General features: G+C 41.8%; 14 protein-coding genes and 1 other RNA gene. 14 read left to right on the plus strand and 1 reads right to left on the minus strand.

Annotated features, from left to right (window positions below):
* The first annotated feature begins 53 nt into the window (after positions 1-53).
* The 12 genes from DL92_RS17915 (at position 54) to DL92_RS0101370 (ending at position 14,852) form a co-directional block, all read left to right on the plus strand.
* Positions 54-743 carry a thiamine diphosphokinase gene (locus DL92_RS17915; RefSeq protein WP_051625198.1) on the plus strand — a complete coding sequence of 230 codons (690 nt, stop codon included), beginning with the start codon at positions 54-56 and terminating at the stop codon, positions 741-743.
* A gap of 27 nt (positions 744-770) precedes the next feature.
* Positions 771-1,943, plus strand: a complete 1,173-nt coding sequence (locus DL92_RS0101325; protein WP_026666673.1) for a cation diffusion facilitator family transporter — start codon at positions 771-773, stop codon at positions 1,941-1,943.
* 19 nt (positions 1,944-1,962) lie between these two features.
* Entirely contained in the window at positions 1,963-3,687 is a 1,725-nt protein-coding gene (locus DL92_RS0101330; protein WP_026666674.1) for a DUF4153 domain-containing protein, read from the plus strand.
* Between the two features lie 104 nt (positions 3,688-3,791).
* Positions 3,792-5,339, plus strand: coding sequence for a 2,3-bisphosphoglycerate-independent phosphoglycerate mutase (gene gpmI / locus DL92_RS0101335; RefSeq protein WP_026655059.1), 1,548 nt, complete (start codon positions 3,792-3,794; stop codon positions 5,337-5,339).
* Between the two features lie 78 nt (positions 5,340-5,417).
* Positions 5,418-5,660: a preprotein translocase subunit SecG gene (gene secG, locus DL92_RS0101340; RefSeq protein WP_026655058.1), complete on the plus strand. Its 243-nt coding sequence runs from the start codon at positions 5,418-5,420 to the stop codon at positions 5,658-5,660.
* Positions 5,661-5,743: 83 nt separating this feature from the next.
* Positions 5,744-8,194, plus strand: coding sequence for a ribonuclease R (rnr, locus tag DL92_RS17920; protein ID WP_034468252.1), 2,451 nt, complete (start codon positions 5,744-5,746; stop codon positions 8,192-8,194).
* Between the two features lie 12 nt (positions 8,195-8,206).
* Positions 8,207-8,674 carry an SsrA-binding protein SmpB gene (smpB, locus tag DL92_RS0101350; RefSeq protein WP_026512786.1) on the plus strand — a complete coding sequence of 156 codons (468 nt, stop codon included), beginning with the start codon at positions 8,207-8,209 and terminating at the stop codon, positions 8,672-8,674.
* Positions 8,675-8,756: 82 nt separating this feature from the next.
* Positions 8,757-9,112: a transfer-messenger RNA gene (gene ssrA, locus DL92_RS20590) on the plus strand.
* Positions 9,113-9,176: 64 nt separating this feature from the next.
* Entirely contained in the window at positions 9,177-10,859 is a 1,683-nt protein-coding gene (locus DL92_RS17925; protein ID WP_081816799.1) for a glycoside hydrolase family 3 protein, read from the plus strand.
* Positions 10,860-11,047: 188 nt separating this feature from the next.
* Positions 11,048-11,848 carry a glutamate 5-kinase gene (gene proB / locus DL92_RS0101360; RefSeq protein ID WP_026655055.1) on the plus strand — a complete coding sequence of 267 codons (801 nt, stop codon included), beginning with the start codon at positions 11,048-11,050 and terminating at the stop codon, positions 11,846-11,848.
* A gap of 157 nt (positions 11,849-12,005) precedes the next feature.
* Positions 12,006-13,778 (plus strand): methyl-accepting chemotaxis protein, encoded by a 1,773-nt coding sequence (locus DL92_RS0101365; RefSeq protein WP_026666675.1) that lies wholly within the window; start codon positions 12,006-12,008, stop codon positions 13,776-13,778.
* A 240-nt stretch (positions 13,779-14,018) separates the two neighbouring features.
* Positions 14,019-14,852: a bifunctional hydroxymethylpyrimidine kinase/phosphomethylpyrimidine kinase gene (locus DL92_RS0101370; RefSeq protein ID WP_034468254.1), complete on the plus strand. Its 834-nt coding sequence runs from the start codon at positions 14,019-14,021 to the stop codon at positions 14,850-14,852.
* Positions 14,853-14,920: 68 nt separating this feature from the next.
* Here the strand turns inward: DL92_RS0101370 and DL92_RS0101375 are convergent, their stop codons facing one another.
* Positions 14,921-15,490, minus strand: a complete 570-nt coding sequence (locus tag DL92_RS0101375; RefSeq protein ID WP_026655052.1) for a hypothetical protein — start codon at positions 15,488-15,490, stop codon at positions 14,921-14,923.
* 99 nt (positions 15,491-15,589) lie between these two features.
* Here DL92_RS0101375 and DL92_RS0101380 point away from each other — a divergent pair, with 99 nt between their 5' ends.
* Both DL92_RS0101380 and DL92_RS0101385 read left to right on the plus strand, forming a co-directional pair.
* Complete coding sequence (locus tag DL92_RS0101380; protein WP_026655050.1) at positions 15,590-18,376, plus strand: FtsK/SpoIIIE family DNA translocase; 2,787 nt, start codon at positions 15,590-15,592, stop codon at positions 18,374-18,376.
* Positions 18,377-20,053 (plus strand): formate--tetrahydrofolate ligase, encoded by a 1,677-nt coding sequence (locus DL92_RS0101385; protein WP_026655049.1) that lies wholly within the window; start codon positions 18,377-18,379, stop codon positions 20,051-20,053.
* Positions 20,054-20,086 lie beyond the last annotated feature (33 nt).

The following is a 20,086-nucleotide window of genomic DNA, read 5'->3' on the forward strand; positions in this document are numbered from 1 at the left end:
GTTATGAAAGTATTGTTTTAGTTACGAAATATCATACAACTGAGGGAAATGTAGTGAATAATAATAGAATTGAGCCTAAATGTGTAATAATTTCCGCCGGAAGTTTTGTTCCGGTTGATATAAATCTCAATGAAGGTGATTATCTTATTGCATGTGACGCAGGTTTTGCATATGCGGAGCAACTGGGACTTTTGCCCAATCTTATTGTGGGTGACTTTGATTCGACGGCTGAGCTTGGTCCACAGGCTCTTAGAAGCCTTGAAGAGATCGCCGAGTCGGATCCGGACAGAATCCTGCGCCTTGATGTTAGAAAGGATGATACCGATACCATCAAAGCTGTTAAGATAGCTCTTTCAAAAGGCTATAAAAAGATATACCTGTACGGTGCTCTGGGCGGGGCACGTTTCGACCACAGTTTTGCTAATGTACAGACTTTGTTGTATATTAAACATAACGGCGGAACGGGATATATCATGGAGCATGATAAGATGCTCATGATTGCGGAGAACGAAACTATTAAGTTTAACAGAGGAAATACGGGGTATCTTTCAGTTTTTTCGCTTTCCGAAAAATCCTACGAAGTTACTTTAAAAGGACTAATGTATACGCTTGATAAGGGGACTCTTACAAGTGATTTTCCGCTTGGTGTCAGTAATGAGTTTATCATTGATGAGGAGGCGGAGGTATCTGTGGGCAGAGGGACACTTCTGATATGTATTCATTTTTTTGAAGACAACAGATAATGGCTGCTTGCAATACTCTGTACATGTATGATCTGTTTTCTTGCAAAGTTTTTCATAAAAGACTATACGCAGGTTAAGAATGCGAAAGTCAGGCAGCAATACGGCGTGCTTTCCGGGGCTGTCGGAATTTTTTTGAATCTGATTCTTTTTGTATCTAAATTGATCGCTGGATTTATTACCGGATCGATTTCAATTATGGCAGATGCCTTAAATAATCTTTCGGATGTTGGTTCATCCGTTGTGACTCTTGTGGGCTTCAGGCTTTCGGGGCATGAAGCTGACGAGGAACATCCCTTCGGACATGGCAGAATTGAATATATTGCGGGACTTATAGTTGCGCTTCTTATTATTCTCATGGGAGTTGAGCTTATCCGTACATCTTTTGGGAAAATACTCAATCCCGGAGAGATAAGCTTTGATCCTGTTGTGGCAGGTATTCTGATCTTTGCCATATTTGTCAAATTTTTGATGTACATGGGAAATAAGGAAGCTGCAAAGAAGATAGAGAGCCCTGCGCTTAATAATACGGCTCTTGACAGTATTTCCGATGTTTTTACAACAACCGTCGTACTTGTATGTGCGATAATTACGAGCAAAACAGGTATTGTTCTTGATGGCTATGTGGGAATACTGGTTGGAATACTCATTGTAAAAACTGGACTTGATGCCGCAAAAGATACGATCAATCCGCTCTTGGGAGAGCCACCCAGTAAAGAGCTTGTAAAAGAAATCGAGGATACGGTTCTTTCACACGAAAACATCCTCGGAGTGCATGACCTTGTGATACACAATTACGGACCTACGGGACTTTTTATGTCGCTTCATGCCGAAGTTGACGGAAGACTCGATCTTGTGACCGTTCATGATTTTATCGATGATATAGAGAATGAACTCAGGGCCAAATACAGCTGCGAGGTTGTTATACATATGGATCCCGTAGTTATAGGAGATAAGGACACCGACAGATTAAAGCGCAAAGTGAGCTGCATTGTAAAAAATCTTGATCCTGAGCTTAAATTTCACGATTTCAGGCTTAAACATTCAAATGATAAGGGGCATAGGGTTGCGTTTGATCTGAGCGTTCCATACAAATACAGTATGAAAGACGATGAAATAACCGCATATCTCGAAGATAGAATAAAGAGGGTGGAACCCGATATCGAATGCGATATTACCATAGATAAGACAGAGAAGGCATAAAGAGAGTTAAGGAGGAAGTATGTCGGGACTTAGAAAAATCAAAAACGGTTTTGTTGAAATTGTAAAAGAACATCCGGTTTCAGTTATAAGCGTACTGATAGCAACAATTCTGTACAGCTTCATTTGCGATGGCGGAAGTGATGATGCAACGCGCATTGTCAGATGCCTTGCCATATTCTTTTTGATATTTGCTTTGGGAGCGATTCCCTGTGAAGCTTTTCGTGTATATAAAATAAAAAGCGGTGAGAATCATATTTTTAAGAATAAGAGATATCTGGCCATCAGTGCTGCGGTCATGGTTTTTAGCACGATACTTGGTGTTTTGACGGCATTATTTTTTACATACGGGCACAATACAATTGCGGAAAAAATTGGTGTTTCGGAGTTTACTGTAGATCTCTGGGAGGAATACGATTACAGGATCGTGGCATGTTTTGCGGTCGCTGTGATATGCGTGTCTTTATACCTGTTCTTAAAAAAGAGCGGTTGTACGTTTGAAGAATATACCGCAAAGGCTTTTTGCGGTCTTATGAAAGCGGAGATTGTTTTTTGCGTCGTTCTTATCGGTCTTATGATGATCATAGGGGCGTTTAGTGCACTTATATTTGAAGTTGATTTTAGCGTTTATGAGCGCGTGTGGATATTGCTTCTCGGATTTGTTCAGTATCCTTGCATGCTTATGGGGATTTCCAAGACTGAGGATGAAATCTCTAAGTTTGGCAAAGTGATGCTAAGCTACGTGCTTACAGGTCTTTTGGCAATTGCATTTGTGATCATCTATGCCTATATAATCAAAGTGATCGTAAAATGGATGTTTCCGATGTATATGGTGTTTGGTATTCTTACATCGCTCTTTGGCTTTGGCGTGTTTATATGGACGATGGCTCAGGGAATATGCGAAGAGAGCATGAGAAAAATTTTTAAATTTATGCCGCTTCTTTTTATTCCTTGCATCATCATGGAAATCGTGAGTCTTGGAAGGCAGATTTACATATATGGTCTTACACTTGCAAGATACGCGGGTATTGCAGCTATTGTATTTGAGATCGCATATTTTGTTTTGTATATATACAACATGAAAAAAGAGAAGAACGCTATGCCGGTTGTATTTTGCATAGTAATTGCGGTTTCTTACGTAGCTCTTTTGGCTCCCGGAATAAATGCTTATTCTGCGGTTATTGCGTCTCATAAGGGGAACGTGATGAAGTATCTTGCGAATAACAAAGAAAATATTTCCACGCATGCCGTTTCGGAGTCATACAGAACCATTGCGTATTCATGCGGAGCTGCGGGAAAAAATTATATACATAAAAAGCTAAGCGACGAGCAGAATAATGCAATGATCGAACTTGCGGGAACCGAATATCATCCGGCCGGTGGAACTACATATATCTATGCAAACAGAAATGATGATAATTGTTTTGATATTTCCGGCGGATATGAGAAGCTATATATTGTCGATATTGCATATTCCGGTTCTGAGGATGGGGATTCAGGCCGTTATGAGTATGACGTTACCTGCGGAGAAGAGAAGGTAGGTGTTGTCAATCTTGAAGATTTGATAAAAAAACTTGTTAATCTGGAAAAAGCGGGAGCAGGCAGTGAGAAACTTAATTCTGTCATTGAGGAGCCTGTTGCGCTTAACGACGGCGGAAAACTTATTATTTCTTATATCAGTATAGATTGTAATGAGGAAGACGGCCGTGTCAAAAGAGTAGATTCAAACGGTTATGTACTAAAATAAACTTATCTTGTCATTTTGGTACTGTTTGAGATATACTATCCAAGGAAAAAATTAATTTATTAGTATTTTAATCGCATTAAGCGTAGATATGGAGGAATATATAAATGAAAGGTTCAAAGCCAACAGTTCTTTTGATTCTTGACGGATACGGAATCAACCCTAATCCTGAGGGAAATGCTATTGCAATGGCAAAGACTCCTGTGATGGATTCACTTATGAAGGAATATCCTTTTGTACAGGGAAATGCCAGCGGACTTGCGGTAGGTCTTCCTGACGGACAGATGGGTAATTCAGAGGTTGGACACATGAATATGGGTGCCGGCAGAATTGTGTATCAGGAGCTCACAAGAATCACAAAGTCTATCGAGGATGGTGATTTCTTCACAAATGAAGGGCTTATGGTTGCAATTAATAATTGTAAGGCAAATGATTCTGCACTTCACATGTACGGACTTGTTTCAGATGGTGGTGTACACAGCCATATTACACATATTTACGGACTTCTTGAGCTTGCTAAGAAGAACGGTCTCAGCAAAGTATATGTACATTGCTTCCTTGACGGAAGAGATACTCCTCCGGAGAGCGGAATTGATTTCGTTCAGCAGCTTGAAGATAAGATGAAGGAACTTGGCGTAGGTCAGATTGCTTCTATTTCCGGCCGTTACTATGCTATGGACAGAGATAATAACTATGACCGTGTTGAGTTTGCATACAATGCGCTTACAAAGGGCGAGGGTAATAAGGCAGACAGCGCACACGAGTGCATGGTTCAGACATATAAGGATGGCAAGACAGATGAGTTCGTTATTCCTACAGTTATCATGAAGAACGGCGAGCCTGTTGCTACAGTTAAGGATAAGGATTCAATCATCTTCTTTAACTTCCGTCCTGACAGAGCAAGAGAGATCACACACTGCTTCTGTGATGATGAGTTTGATAAGTTTAACAGAGGTAAGAGACCCGACGTTACTTATGTTTGCTTCACAGATTACGATCCTCTTATTCCTAATAAGGAAGTTGCATTTAAGAAGGTTCTTCTTACAAATACATTCGGTGAGTGGCTTGCAGCTAAGGGACTTAAACAGGCTCGTATCGCTGAGACAGAGAAATATGCTCACGTAACATTCTTCTTTAACGGCGGTGTTGAGAAGCCCAACGACGGTGAGGACAGAGTACTTGTAAACAGCCCTAAGGATGTTCCCACATACGACCTTAAGCCTCAGATGAGCGCTCCTGAAGTATGCGAGAAGATTCTCGATGCTATCAATTCTCAGAAGTACGATGTTGTTGTAGCTAACTTCGCTAACCCTGACATGGTTGGACACACAGGTGTTATTCCTGCAGCTGTTCAGGCTATCGAGACAGTTGACGAGTGTGTTGGCAAGATCGTTGAAGCTATTAAGGCAACAAACGGAACAATGTTTATCTGTGCAGATCACGGTAATGCAGATATGATGATCGATTACGAGACAGGCGAGCCTTGGACAGCTCATACAACAAATCCTGTTCCTTTCATCCTTGTTAATTACGATTCTGCGTACACTCTCAGAGAGGGCGGATGCCTTGCAGATATCATTCCTACACTTATCGAGTGCATGGGAGAGAAGCAGCCTGAGGAAATGACAGGAAAGTCTTTGTTGATAAAAAAGTGATAATATGTTAAAGTATTATTTGTTCGCTAATTGCGACAAACATTTTTTTCAGTAATACGTACTGGGAGGGCTATTTTTGTGAATGCTTTAAATTACGTAGTAGGTGTAATTTTTATATTGATATGTGCCGTTCTGGTAGTTCTTGTTCTTCTTCAGGAAGGCAAGAGCCAGGGACTTGGGGCAATTCAAGGTTCAGTTGAGAATACATACTGGGGTAAGAATAAGGGACGTTCTTCAGAAGGAATGATGAAGAAGTTAACAGTTGTCCTTGCTATTCTTTTCATCTTATTAAGTGTATTTCTTGATATGAATATTATTTGATCTTTGTTTTTGATGGATTTCGGGCACTCTATTAATTTAGAGTGCCTTATTTCGTATTTGACATAATGTCGTGGAGCTTAATTATGAGTAAGGGGAAAAAACTTAAGAGAATAGAAGACAGCGTATATGGCGGAAGCAAGAAAAAATCCGCTGAGCTTATAGTGGGTAAATTTATCTCAAACGCCAGAGGATTCGGCTTTGTTAGCGTTGACGATATGGATGAGGATATTTTTATCCCCGAGGAATACGTGCACGGGGCTTATCATTCCGACACTGTTGAAGTTGAGCTTCTGAAAGAACAGACGGGTAAAAGAAAAGAAGGCCGTATCAGAAATATTCTTGTAAGAGGTATTGAAGAGATTGTCGGAACGTACCAGGCTGAGAAGAATTTTGGTTTTGTTATTCCCGACAGCGATAAGTTTACCAGCGATATTTTTATTCCTATCGAACATCATAATAAGGCTGTTACCGGCGACAAAGTTCTTGTTAAATTAACCGACTACGGAAATGTAGCCAAGAGACAGAAGCCTGAGGGCAAAGTTCTTGAGATAATCGGAAATATAAACGATCCCGGAGTAGATATTCTGTCTATTGTAAAGAATAACGGAATCCCCACGGAGTTCCCCGAGAAGGTCATAAACCAGGCGAATAAGTGCCCTGATTTTATCAGCGAAGCCGATATGTACGGGAGAGAGGACTTAAGGAATCTCACCATGGTAACCATTGACAGTGAGGATGCCAAGGATCTTGACGATGCGGTAAGCCTCTATATTGATGAAGAGGGACTTTATCATCTGGGTGTTCATATTGCCGATGTTACGAATTATGTTCAGGAGAGCTCTGCACTTGACAGGGAAGCGCTCAAGAGAGGAACCAGTGTGTATCTTGTTGACAGAGTAATCCCTATGCTTCCGCACAGACTTTCCAACGGCATATGCTCTTTAAATCACGGCGAAGACAGGCTTGCACTTAGCTGTCTTATGACTGTCGATAAAAACGGCGGTATCGTCGACCACAACATAGTTGAGTCAGTCATTAACGTCAACGAGAGAATGTCCTATACTTCGGTTGCGAAGATTCTTGAAGATGAGGATGAAGAGGAGATTGCCAAGTACAAAGATCTTGTTCCCATGTTCAGAGATATGGCGGTCCTTTCCGGTATTCTCAGAAAAAGACGTGAGAAGAAAGGCGCTATTGACTTTGATTTTCCTGAATCAAAGATTCTTCTTGATGCGGACGGAAATCCTACAGATATAGTTATGCGTGAAAGAAATACGGCAACAAAGCTTATTGAAGATTTCATGCTTGCTGCCAATCAGACTGTTGCAGAGCATTTTTATTTCATGCAGAGTCCTTTCGTGTATCGTATTCATGAACAGCCCGATCCTGAGAAGATCGCAACTCTTTCTGTTTTTGTAAATAACTTCGGGTTCCATATCAAAACCAGAAGAGATGAGGGAGTTAAGCCAAAAGAGATACAGAAACTCTTAAAGGGCATAGAAGGAACCAAAGAAGAAGCGGTAGTCAGCAGAATGACTCTTCGCAGCATGATGCAGGCTAAGTACAGCACAGACTGCACGGGACACTTCGGACTTGCGTTTGATTACTATTGCCACTTTACGTCACCGATAAGAAGATATCCCGATCTTCAGATACACAGAATAATCAAGGATCATCTTCGCGGAAGGATGAATGAGGCCAAGGCTTCTCACTATGAGGAAATTTTGGATGAAGTTGCAAAGCATTCATCCGAGATGGAACGAAGAGCGGAAGAGGCTGAGCGTGAGACTGAAAAGCTCAAGAAGGCCCAGTACATGGAAAATCATATCGGAGAGAAGTTTGAAGGTGTTATTTCCGGCGTTACTCAGTGGGGAATGTTCGTTGAACTTGAAAACTCCTGCGAGGGCATGATCAGAGCGGCTTCAATGGAAGATGATTTCTACGTGTATGATGAAACTTCGATGAAGCTTGTGGGAGAGCGATATCACAAAGAGTATACTCTCGGAATGAAAGTCATGATCCGTGTTCTCGGAGCTGACAGGATTACCAAGACGATAGACTTTATGTTGATAGATCCCGATAGCGATGATGAAGATTTTTACCCTGTTGGGGATCGTTTTGTTCCAAAAGCAAGAAAGATTGCCGAGGATAAGGCAAGGAAGATCAGAAAGCTCAGTGAAGCTGCGGAAAATATAAACGAGGGTGTAGACTATTCAGAGGATGAGTTTGACGATTCGGAGGATTCTGCAAAAGAGCTTGTCAGGAAAAGACTTGTTGAATATGCGGGCAGGCTGATAGATCTTAATGAGTATGAGCCCGATCCGAGGACGGGAGAGCCTAAGCCTAAGCGCAAAAAAAGTGTTAAGGCCGGAAGAGGTTCTGCGGCGAAATCATCACGTTCCGGAAGAAAAAAGACTGATGATAACGGCGAGAAGAAATCAACCCGCAAAGTTTACAAGGTGCATAAATACAAGAAGTCTGCCACGAGTAAGGCTGCAAGAAGCGCTCAGGGCAAAGGGAAAAGAAGAAAATAAAAAGGAATCATTATGGCAGAAGATAAGGCAAGAAAGCTGGTAGCCAATAACAAAAAGGCTTATCACGATTATTTTATAGAAGAAAAATACGAGGCAGGTATTGAACTTTTCGGAACGGAAGTTAAATCTATCCGCCAGGGAAAGTGCAGTATAAAAGAAGCCTGGATCAGTATTGATAAAGGTGAAGCTTTTATCATGGGAATGAATATCACTCCGTATGAGAAGGGAAACATCTTTAATAAGGATCCGCTCAGGGTTAAGAAACTTCTTTTGCACAAGACTGAGATAAGAAAACTCGACCAGCAGAAGATGGTTCAGGGATATACACTTGTTCCACTTGAAGTGTACTTTAAGAACGGCAGGGTTAAGGTCGAGATCGGTCTTGCCAAAGGTAAGAAGCTGTATGATAAACGTGCGGATATGGCCAAGAAAGACCAGCAGAGAGAAGCTGAAAAAGAATTCAAGATGAGATTTAAGTGATAAAGCTGTTGATAAATGGCTGTTTAGACGATATACTTAATAAGCAATAAGAGCCACAGGCTCTTTGCATATAATTTAATAAGGGTTAGTAAAGGTTTCGACAGGGATTTTGAAGCTGGAGAAGCTATCCGCAGGATGGTGCGTTAAACCTCAAATTAAAATTAAACGCTAACGATAATTTAGCATACGCTGCCTAAGTGCAGCCCGTCGACCCGGGTACACCTACATATCCGGTAATCGGCGTCAAAACTTGTAGGAAACGACACAGCTTAAGCTTTGCGGTTGTGGTCGTATCATGAAGCTACCGATTGTTTGCGGTTGTCAATTACTGCAGGCATGAGGGAACAGGGATGCAGAATCCCGCAATAATTGACTATGATAGTAGAAGTACAGGGGATGAATTTTTGGACACGGGTTCGACTCCCGTCTAATCCATAACTTAAAAAGCGCGTGGTTACGCGCTTTTTCAATATTCATAAATGTACAACAGAAAGGTGATCATATGAGGCGATTTACATCAATTCTTTTGGCATGCGTGATGGCAACAGGGGTATCTTGCAATAACGGTAGTTATGCAAAAGCGAAGGAGTCGGTTGAGGCTATTGCTTCATCAATGACGGTGGAACAAAAGCTGGCTCAGATGATCATGCCGTCGATGCGAACCTGGAACGATAAGGAGCTGACTTCTTTAAATTCGGAGATTACAGGTGCTCTGAAGAAATATGATTTTGGCGGAGTGATTCTTTTTTTGCAGAATACTAAGGATGCGGCTCAGACAACGAAGTTGATAAACAGCATTCAGAAAGCTCATTTAAGTGGTGGTTTTAAATCCAAGATGTTTGTCGCTGTAGATCAGGAAGGCGGAAGAGTCACACGTTTAAAGACCGGTACGAAGTTGCCGGGAAACATGGCTGTTGCGGCGACGGGCGATGCTGCAAATGCTTTTAAAGCTGCAAACGTGATCGGTGAGGAATTGGCTGTGCAGGGATTTAATCTTGATTTTGCACCGGTTGTGGATGTGAACAGTAATCCGGCAAATCCCGTTATAGGTGTCAGGTCTTTTTCGGAAGATCCAAATGTTGTAACGCAGTTTGGATTGCAGTATGTAAACGGCCTTCATGGACAGAGTGTAATGACTTGTCTTAAGCATTTTCCGGGACACGGAGATACGGATGTTGACAGCCATACAGGACTTCCAAAGGTCAATAAGACTTATGAGGAGCTGGTGAAAACAGAGCTCGTTCCGTATGCTTCTCTTGCTTCGGCTTCGGATTTTATAATGACGGCGCATATTCAATACCCGCAGATAGAAAATGAAATGTGCGTTTCAAAGTCTTCCGGACAAAAGATATATTTACCCGCGACTTTGTCAAAGAAATTTTTGACGGAGATCCTAAGAGGAAAACTTGGATATAAGGGACTTATCATTACCGATTCTATGGAGATGGATGCCATATCTACGAATTTTGACAAGGTTGATGCATCGGCCAGAGCGATAAATGCCGGCGCGGATATCATTTTGATGCCTGTAAGCCTTACTTCGTCCAAGAGTTTGAAAGATGTGGATGCGTATATTGAAGCTCTTGCGGCAAAGGTCAAAAGCGGAGAGATTTCCGAAGCAAGACTGAATGATTCTGTGATGAGAATTTTGCAGGCTAAGGATAAATACGGACTTTTGGATACTTCCGTAGAAGCTTCTCCACAGGAGGCTGCAAGCTTGGTCGGCTCTAAGCAGCATAAAGCCGTTGAATGGGAACTTGCAACAGCAGGCGTTAAGGAAGAGAAAAATGACGGCGTTTGTCCTGTCGGAAAAGATAAGAAGGTAGTTATTTTTTATCCTAAGAAAGATGAATTATCTGCGATCAAGTCAGGTGTTCAAAAGGCAGGAGCTAAGTCTGTTACATATGTGAGCACTGAAGGCGGCTTGCCGGCTACTGCAGATTCCGATATCCAAAAAGCGGATGTGGTCGTATGCATATCTTCCTGCGCGACGGGAGAGGATCTTAAAAACACTGCTTCGGTAAATGTGCTGATTGAAAAAGCAAAGACAAGTGGCAAAAAGAGTGTGGTGCTTAGTACGAATCTTCCGTATGACCTTGCAAACTACAATAACGCAGATGCGCTGCTGGCATGCTACGGACCCGGAATTAATGTGACTGCGGCAATATACAAGTTGTTTTCGTAATAGTGGCATATTAACGGCATTCTTTATGGGACCGCTCATCGATTTCTTTAATGTCAAATTTGCGAGACCATTTCTTGAAAAAGGTAACTAATTATCTTACTTCACAGGCTCAATTTAGCAACTTCTTGACTAATTAACTATGCCAATATAAAATCAATTTATTCTGATAAAGTGAAGAAGGAACTGATATGAGCGTAAGTAAGAAGAGAATAGTTGTAAAAGTTGGAACATCTACTATAACGAATGACAGCGGAAATGTTGATATTCGTTCACTTGATCATTTATGCAGAGCGCTGTCCGGTGTTGAGAATCTGGGGTACGATCTGGTACTGGTATCTTCGGGAGCGATTGCGGTAGGCGCAGGAAAGATGCGCCTTGCGCAGAAGCCCAAGGAGATAAGGCTCAAGCAGGCGGCTGCAGCGGTCGGACAGACTGAGCTCATGCATCTGTATGATAAATTCTTTGGTGAATATAACAGAATGGTCGGACAGATTTTGCTTGATAATGCGGATTTCTGTAATCCTGTAAGAAGCGAAAATCTCAAGAATACATTCGATGCACTCTTGGAAAATCATATTATTCCCATAGTTAATGAAAATGATTCGGTTAGCCATACGGAGATTGAGTCGGATAAGAAGCTCTTTTCCGACAATGATATGCTTTCTGCGCTTGTTGCTATTTTCTGTAATGCAAGTAAGCTAATTATTTTCTCTGATATTGACGGGCTTTACGACGGCAATCCCAATACGGATCCCAATGCCAAGGTTATCAGCAGAGTAGAAGAGATAACTGAAGAGCTTAAGAGTGTTGCGTCCGGATCGGGCTCAAACAGAGGAACCGGCGGAATGATCACTAAACTGGAAGCGGCAGAACTAGCTACATCACATGGAATAGACGTGCTTATTACCAACGGAAAAAACCCGGAAAAATTATATGATATTATCGAAAAAAAGAAAGTAGGAACACTTTTTGTTGCTAAAGAACAGTGATAAAGTAGCATTTTTTTAACTAATTTCTTGCAAATACTGGATAAATATATGAAATTTTTACTATTTATATTAACTCAGCTTGCTTAAATTATAATGCAATTATATTATTATTGAGTAAACTAATGCGCTTTATTACAACTAGCATCTGGAGGGTTATATGGGACACAAACGAAAAAAAAGTGGTATTAAGTGGTTTAATTCTATTCTAACTCAGGTTATTGCCGTTAACGTTATTATGGCTCTTGTTTTTGGACTGGTCATGTTTACAACGATGGACTCATTGGACAACTCTGTTAATATGTCTTCTTCTCTTATGTCGTATATTGCCAATGTAAATAATTACGAAGGCAAGATATCTGCCAAGGTCTATTTCCTGTATTCTCAGCCTTTTAGTTATATATATACAGACAGAGAACAGAAGAAGAATATTGAAAATGTGGTGCAGCAGAACGGAGCGGAGCTCAAAAAGAATCTGACAGATCTTATGGATGAGCTTGGAAAGAATACAAGTGAGTATTCGGTGAAAGCCTTGAGTGTAGCTCAGCAGTTGTCGGAAAGTGTTGAGAAGTATGTAAGTCTCGTTGATGAGGCATATGAGCTTGCGAAGAAGGCGCAAGGTGCTTCATGTGCACACATGATGGAAACAGATGTAAAGGATCAGCTCGGGGTAGTGGAGCAGAATTTGCAGGAGCTTAATTATGCTGTGGAGCAGATTGCAACAGGATCTATCTATGACATGATAGATATGAGAAACGGTGCGGTAGCAAAAACTATTATCGGACTTAGCATCTTTATCCTTTGCATTATTGCAACATTCTTTATGAATTATTTCCTTATTATCCGTAAGATTTCTTCAATGTCCAATGAAGTTAACAGGATCATTGATGAAATTGATAACGGTCAGGGTGACCTTACTTCGAGAATTACGACAAGCGTTGATTCTGAGCTTATATATTTTAAGAAGGGATTCAACAGATTCATTGAAACTCTTCAGACAATCATGCGTGAGATCAGAGAGGGTACATTGGTACTTGCTACTTCTGAAGAAGAAGTTTCCATGAAGATTCAGAAGGCAAATGACAATGTTTCAAATACATCGGCAGCTCTCGAAGAACTTTCTGCAAGTATGGAGAATGTATCACATACAGCAAATCGTATGCTTGATAAGCTTGAAGATGTTAAGCGTGCTACTCAGAGCATAAATGATGAAGTATACGGCGGACAGGAAGCTGCAACGGAGATCAAGGTTGAGGCATCAAACGTTCGTGATGAAGCTAATCTTAAAAAGAGCAATACAGGTGCTAAGATGGAAGAACTCAGTAAGGTTCTTGAAATGTCTGTTAAAGAGAGTGAGCAGGTTAACCAGATCGGTGAACTTACAAATGTCATTCTTGATATTGCATCACAGACTAACCTTCTTGCGCTTAATGCAAGTATTGAAGCGGCAAGAGCCGGCGAAGCAGGTAAGGGTTTTGCGGTTGTTGCTGAAGAAATCAGTTCACTTGCTGAAAATAGCAGACAGACAGCCGGAAATATTCAGGCAATCAGCCAGAATGTTACAAGCGCAGTTAAGGACCTTTCGGATAACGCACTTCAGGTTCTTGATTTCATTAACACAACAGTTCTTTCCGATTATGATTCATTTGTAGAAATCGGTGAGAAGTACGGCAATACAGCAGTAATCATTGACAATATGCTCAGTAAGTTCAATGCGAAGGCTGATAATCTCAATGCAATCATGGCTGAGATGGCAACATCCGTTACTTCGATCAGTGAGTCTGTTAAGGAAAGTACTGTAGCAATCAATACTTCAGCATCTAACTCGACAGAGATTGTCGGAGAAATGCAGGGTATCGGAGAGGCTATGGATAACAATAACCGTGTTACAAACCAGCTTTCTGACAGTACAAAGCAGTTCGTTAATCTGTGATCTTTGGATCGCTGTTTGATTAGATTTATAAGGCATGGCTCATATCATTGTTGGGTCGTGTCTTTTTAATTGAAATTTCTCCGAAATTCCCTATTCAATTAAATATGTTCTGCAGGGATGCAATCGATGTGCAGATGAATCTGGTATTTAATAATTATATAGAGCTGTATATTTATGTGATACCAGAATGGGAGTATATTGGAAAAGTGCTATAAATAAACAGGCGAGAGAGGAAACATAATGAGAGTAGCAGCAATAAATGATCTTTCCGGTTTGGGAAAATGTTCACTTGTGGCAGATATTTCAGTCTTTTCAGCAATGGGAATAGAAACATGTGCGGTGCCGACAGCGGTACTTAGTGCTCAGACGGGCTTTTCATCATATTATTGTAAGGATCTTACGGGAGTTATACCGGAGTATACAGCCAAATACATAGAGCAAAAAGCGTGTTTTGACGGAATCATTACCGGATTTATGTTGAACGAGGTACAGGCCAATAATGCGCTTGAGTTCATAAAGGCTTTTAAGACTAAAGGCACACGTGTACTTGTTGATCCCGTGCTTGGAGATGACGGTGAGAGATACATGAATTATTCGGAAGAGCTTCTCGGCGCGATTAAGGAGATGGTTAAAGAGGCTGATATAATAACACCGAATATAACGGAACTTTGTCTTCTTGCGGATGTTGATTCCGGTGAGTACCGTAAGTATTCGGGAGATGAGCTTATAAATTATATACTTGAAGTATCCGAAAAAGTCAGAGGAGCAAGAAAGCAGATAATAGCCGTTACGGGAATACCGGTACCTGAAGCGGGCGAAGTCGGAAATCTTATGATAACGGAAGACGGCCACGGCCTTATAAAGTCTCATACAAACGGTGTTCATTATTCGGGGACGGGAGATCTTTTTGCGGCAGTTCTTTTTGGAGGAATCCTTAACGGTATGAATGTTCTTGAAGCCTCAAAACTTGCGGGGGATTTCATACGTGCGTCTGTTGAAGATGCTGAAAAAGACGGTGCTTCGGGAAATGAAGGAATAGCATTTGAAAAGAATCTCGGAATGCTTATTATATAAATATATAGATTGTTGCAATAGAAAAGCGGAGTAAGAGTGAAGCTCATTACACCGCTTTATGTTTTGGATCAAGGGTTTTCATGATATTTGTCGTAAATTTCTGCGAGATATGTTTTTACAATCTGGATATTTGACATCTTGCGGAGGTCGAGATTTCCCATAAGAACTGCAATTTCATCGGCGAGTAAAAGCATGTTGTAGATCTTGAGCTTGAACTCGTCTCTTGTGAGTTCGTCGATGTTAATTTCCATAAGAGGAGCGCCGAGTTTAAGAGTTACGTTTTCGTCGGCTATTCCTGTTAACATAATTCTTGTAGTAGGATCAAAATTTACATACAAAAGCAGCTTTTCTTTCTCATGTTTCTTGAGAGTGATGGGACTTTGATGTGATGATTCCATCCATTCGTAAAGATCGGTTTCGTCGGGATTCATTAGATACTTTGTAAGCTCTTCTTTATGCTTTTCAATGTACTGCATATATTTACCGGCGTTAGGACCTGTGTATGCAAGCTCTACTTTAACCCCGTTGTCTGTTCTGACAAGTCTGCACTTTTCGGCGACTTCTTTAAGTTTTAATGTTGCTTCCGCTGCGCCGACCATTTTAAAAGTGCCTGTTTCTAACTCCTGTGTGAATTCCATTTTTATCTCCTTTACGCAAAACTACAATAACGTTAGTATAGCATATGGGGTTAGAAAATGGTATACTTATAAGAGTTTTGTATAAATCAAGGGGAGAATATGGCACAGAGTAATAATGGTAGAAAACAGACAAGAAAGACCGCTTCGAGGAGTACGGGTAGAAGCTACTCCAGAGCAAACACTTCCGCCAGAAAAGCAGAAGAAATTGACTATTCTTTAAGAAGCGAACTTGTGGTTATTGCAATGGTCGCTTTAACAATTTTCCTTTTCTTATGTAATTTCGGTGTTTGCGGAGAGCTTGGTAGTGCAGTAAGCGGAATATTATTTGGCTTTTTCGGTATTACGGCGTATTTTGCACCACTTGTGGCATTGGGCGCTGTTCTTATTTCAGTGGCAAATTACGGCTCAAGTGCAGCACAGCGTAAGGTCGTTTCCGGAATTGTACTTTTCTTTATGATAGGTATAATCGCGGAGCTTTTTACGAACAGACCACAGCAGGCGCAGAATTACGATGTTGCATTTATATTTAATTCGGCAAAAGCGGGTAGAGACGGAGGCGGATTCTTCGGCGGTACCCTTGCTTATGTATTGTACAAACACCTGTCATTTGCGGGAACGGCTCTTGTACTGCTTCTTATAGGCATTGTGAGCATGGTGATATTTACCGAACAGTCTTTTGTCGGTGGTATCAGAAACGGTAGCAGGAAGCTTATTGAGAAGACAAGAGAAGATGCTGCAAATTACAGAGACTACGCCGAGAGAAGGCGTGAGATGGCAGAGAAGCGCAGAGCTGAGATAAAAGAAGAAAAACGCCTTGCCATTGAACAAAAAGAAGACGCAAAGATCCTCAGGATGGAGAAAAATGTCCGGGGAGTAATGCTTGATACCAACATCACCAAAGAAGATGTTGAAGAAGAAAAAAGTGATAATATCCATATTTATGGTGATAATAAAGAAGAAAACGTTGGGAACGTATTTATTCCCGATGAGGAAGAGTTCCACGACGATATTCATGAGATCATGCTCAATAAGCATGAGATAGAGACAAACATTGAACCTGACGGACAAAGAGTTCTTGTCACAGAGCCAAGAATTCACAGCATGGATTTTGGTTCATCAAAGGAAGAGGAGCCTGTTGCTTTACCTGATAATCACGGTAAGCTTGTGGCAAAGGCTGCTCCTAAAGAAGCACCGGAAGATATTCTTCCCGATGTACCGATACATGCAGAAGATCTTGGAAACGGCATGAACGGCGATTATGCGATACATGCTCAGGACCATATTTCCAGATCGCCCGGCGCTTCGTCCAAGATCACATCGACTGCCGAAGCTGTGCATGTTCCTTCAGGCCCCGGACCGCATACGGTTAATGTCGGAATGGAAAAAGAGATTGAGGCACATAAACGTGCAATTGCCAAGAAATACGTATTCCCTCCTGTAAGTCTTTTGGAGAAGGGTGTTAAGAATAAAAACCTTGAGACTGCAAGACAGCTTAAGGAGACGGCACTTAAATTGCAGGAGACACTTAAGACTTTCGGCGTAAATGTAACTGTTACTGATATAAGTCAGGGTCCTTCGGTAACAAGATTTGAACTTCAGCCCGAAGCGGGTGTCAGGGTCAACAAGATCGTCGGACTTGCCGATGATATCAAGATGAACCTTGCTGCAAGGGATATCCGAATAGAAGCGCCCATTCCAGGTAAAGCTGCAGTCGGAATCGAGGTTCCGAACAAGGAAAATCAGGCTGTTGCATTAAGAGATCTCTTTGAGTCAAGAGAGTTTAAGGAGTTCTCATCAAAACTTGCCTTTGCTGTCGGCAAAGACATAGCAGGAAAGACGGTAGTTACGGATATTTCCAAGATGCCGCACCTTCTTATCGCGGGTGCTACGGGATCTGGTAAGTCCGTATGTATAAATACAATAATCATGAGCCTTATCTATAAGGCTAAACCTGAAGAAGTTCAGATGATCATGATCGATCCCAAGATCGTTGAGCTCAGCGTTTACAACGGAATCCCACACCTTATGATTCCTGTTGTGACAGATCCTAAAAAAGCTGCGGCTGCGCTTAACTGGGCTGTTGCCGAGATGACAAACAGATACAAGAAGTTTGCCGAGGCGGGTGTCCGAGATCTCAAGGGATATAACAAATCCGTTGAAAACAGCGGTGATCCGGAGAAACAGGTTCTTCCACAGCTTGTCGTTATCGTAGATGAGCTTGCAGACCTTATGATGGTTTCCGCAAATGAAGTTGAGGATGCAATCTGCCGACTTACACAGCTTGCGAGAGCAGCCGGTATTCATTTGATCATAGCAACTCAGAGACCTTCGGTTGACGTTATCACAGGCCTTATCAAGGCCAATATGCCGAGCCGAGTTGCATTTGCCGTATCAAGTGGTGTTGACTCAAGAACAATCCTTGATATAACCGGTGCGGAGAAGCTCCTTGGAAAGGGAGACATGCTCTTTTATCCTCAGGGATATACAAAGCCGGCACGAATGCAGGGCGCATTTGTTTCCGATAAGGAAGTTCAGGCAGTTACAGATTTCCTGAGAAATCAGGGAATAGAATCATCTTACGGTGAGGAAATAGAACAGCAGATTCAGAACATTCAGAGCCAGGGCGGAGGCGGCACATCAGCAGGTTCTGGCGATGCGGCATCTGCCAGAGACGAGTATTTTGTCCAGGCCGGAGAGATGATCATAGATAAAGAGAAAGCATCTATCGGAATGCTTCAGAGAGTATTTAAGATTGGATTTAACAGAGCGGCCAGGATAATGGATCAGCTTTGTGAAGCCGGTGTTGTAGGTGATGAAGAAGGCACTAAGCCAAGAAAAGTCCTTATGACAAAAGTTGAATTTGAACAAATGGTAGGAGGAGAGTAAATGGGAGTAAAAAGTGATATTGAAATTGCACAGGAAGCTAAGATGCTTCATATCAAAGAAGTTGCAAAGTCGGTAGGTGTTGAAGAGGACGACCTTGAGTTTTACGGAAAATACAAGGCTAAACTTACTGAGGAATATCTTAAAAAGGCTGAAAACAACAAGAAAGGAAAACTTATTCTTGTTACAGCGATCAACCCCACTCCCGCAGGAGAAGGAAAAACAACTGTATCCGTAGGACTCGGAGATGCCCTTAACAGACTTGGACATAAGACTGTTATCGCACTCAGAGAGCCTTCACTCGGACCTTGCTTTGGAATAAAAGGTGGAGCTGCAGGTGGCGGATATGCTCAGGTTGTTCCCATGGAAGACTTAAACCTTCATTTCACAGGTGATTTCCATGCGATCACTTCTGCAAACAACCTGCTTGCCGCACTTCTTGATAACCATATCCAGCAGGGTAATGAGCTTATGATCGATACAAGACAGATCATCTGGAAAAGAGCTGAGGATATGAACGACCGTGCGCTCAGAAATATCGTTGTGGGACTTGGCGCAAAGGCAGACGGTGTTCCGAGAGAAGATCATTTCGTTATCACGGTTGCTTCTGAGATTATGGCTATTCTTTGCCTTTCAAGCGATCTTGAAGATCTCAAGAAGAGACTTTCAAACATAATTGTTGCATATAACTTTAAGGGTGAGCCTGTAACAGCGGGTGACCTTCAGGCTGTCGGAGCGATGGCAGCTCTTCTTAAAGATGCGCTTAAGCCCAATATTGTTCAGACACTTGAGCACACACCTGTTATTGTCCATGGCGGTCCTTTCGCAAATATCGCACACGGTTGTAACTCGGTAAGAGCTACAAAGACAGCTCTTTCTATTGCTGATTACACCGTCACCGAGGCAGGATTCGGTGCGGATCTCGGAGCTGAGAAGTTCCTTGATATCAAGTGCAGAATAGCAGGACTTAAGCCTGATGCGGTTGTTCTTGTTGCAACAATCAAAGCACTTAAGTATAACGGAGGAGTTCCTAAGACAGAGCTTGGAAAAGAAAACCTTGAAGCTCTTAAGAAGGGAATCGTAAACCTTGAGAAGCACATCGAGAATATCCAGAAGTACGGCGTTCCCGTTGTTGTAACACTCAACTCCTTTATTACAGATACTGAAGAAGAGACTAATTTTGTAAAAGAGTTCTGCGAGAAAAAGGATTGCAGATTTGCTCTTGCCGAAGTTTGGGCAAAAGGCGGCGAAGGCGGCGAAGCTCTTGCAAAAGAAGTTATTGATACAATTAATACAAAGCCAAGTAACTATGCGCCTATCTACAGTGATGATATGTCGATTAAGGATAAGATCGGTACGGTTGCTACAGAGATTTACGGAGCAGACGGAGTAACATATACACCTGCTGCAAGCAGACAGATCGCTAAGATCGAAGAAATGGGATTTTCAAAACTTCCGGTATGTATGGCAAAAACTCAGTATTCATTGTCTGATGATCCGAGCCTCCTTGGAAGACCTACCGGATACAATATAACTGTAAGAGAAGTCTATGTTTCCGCCGGCGCGGGATTTGTGGTTGCACTCACAGGTGCCATCATGACAATGCCCGGACTTCCCAAGCATCCTGCCGCTTACGACATTGATGTTGACGAGAACGGCAAGATTACAGGATTGTTCTGATGCAATACTGATTTGATCATCATAAAAACTATT

The organism is Butyrivibrio sp. AE2005 (assembly GCF_000686965.1).
Lineage (GTDB): Bacteria > Bacillota > Clostridia > Lachnospirales > Lachnospiraceae > Butyrivibrio > Butyrivibrio hungatei_A.

Bases quoted from the DNA above. Each gene is read 5' to 3' on its own strand.
- DL92_RS0101380 (WP_026655050.1), top strand. From the start codon at position 15,590: ATGGCACAGAGTAATAATGGTAGAAAACAGACAAGAAAGACCGCTTCG.
- DL92_RS17925 (WP_081816799.1), top strand. From the start codon at position 9,177: ATGAGGCGATTTACATCAATTCTTTTGGCATGCGTGATGGCAACAGGG.
- DL92_RS0101365 (WP_026666675.1), top strand. From the start codon at position 12,006: ATGGGACACAAACGAAAAAAAAGTGGTATTAAGTGGTTTAATTCTATT.
- DL92_RS0101385 (WP_026655049.1), top strand. From the start codon at position 18,377: ATGGGAGTAAAAAGTGATATTGAAATTGCACAGGAAGCTAAGATGCTT.
- proB (WP_026655055.1), top strand. From the start codon at position 11,048: ATGAGCGTAAGTAAGAAGAGAATAGTTGTAAAAGTTGGAACATCTACT.
- rnr (WP_034468252.1), top strand. From the start codon at position 5,744: ATGAGTAAGGGGAAAAAACTTAAGAGAATAGAAGACAGCGTATATGGC.
- DL92_RS0101325 (WP_026666673.1), top strand. From the start codon at position 771: ATGATCTGTTTTCTTGCAAAGTTTTTCATAAAAGACTATACGCAGGTT.
- gpmI (WP_026655059.1), top strand. From the start codon at position 3,792: ATGAAAGGTTCAAAGCCAACAGTTCTTTTGATTCTTGACGGATACGGA.
- DL92_RS0101330 (WP_026666674.1), top strand. From the start codon at position 1,963: ATGTCGGGACTTAGAAAAATCAAAAACGGTTTTGTTGAAATTGTAAAA.
- DL92_RS0101370 (WP_034468254.1), top strand. From the start codon at position 14,019: ATGAGAGTAGCAGCAATAAATGATCTTTCCGGTTTGGGAAAATGTTCA.
- DL92_RS0101375 (WP_026655052.1), bottom strand. From the start codon at position 15,490: ATGGAATTCACACAGGAGTTAGAAACAGGCACTTTTAAAATGGTCGGC.
- smpB (WP_026512786.1), top strand. From the start codon at position 8,207: ATGGCAGAAGATAAGGCAAGAAAGCTGGTAGCCAATAACAAAAAGGCT.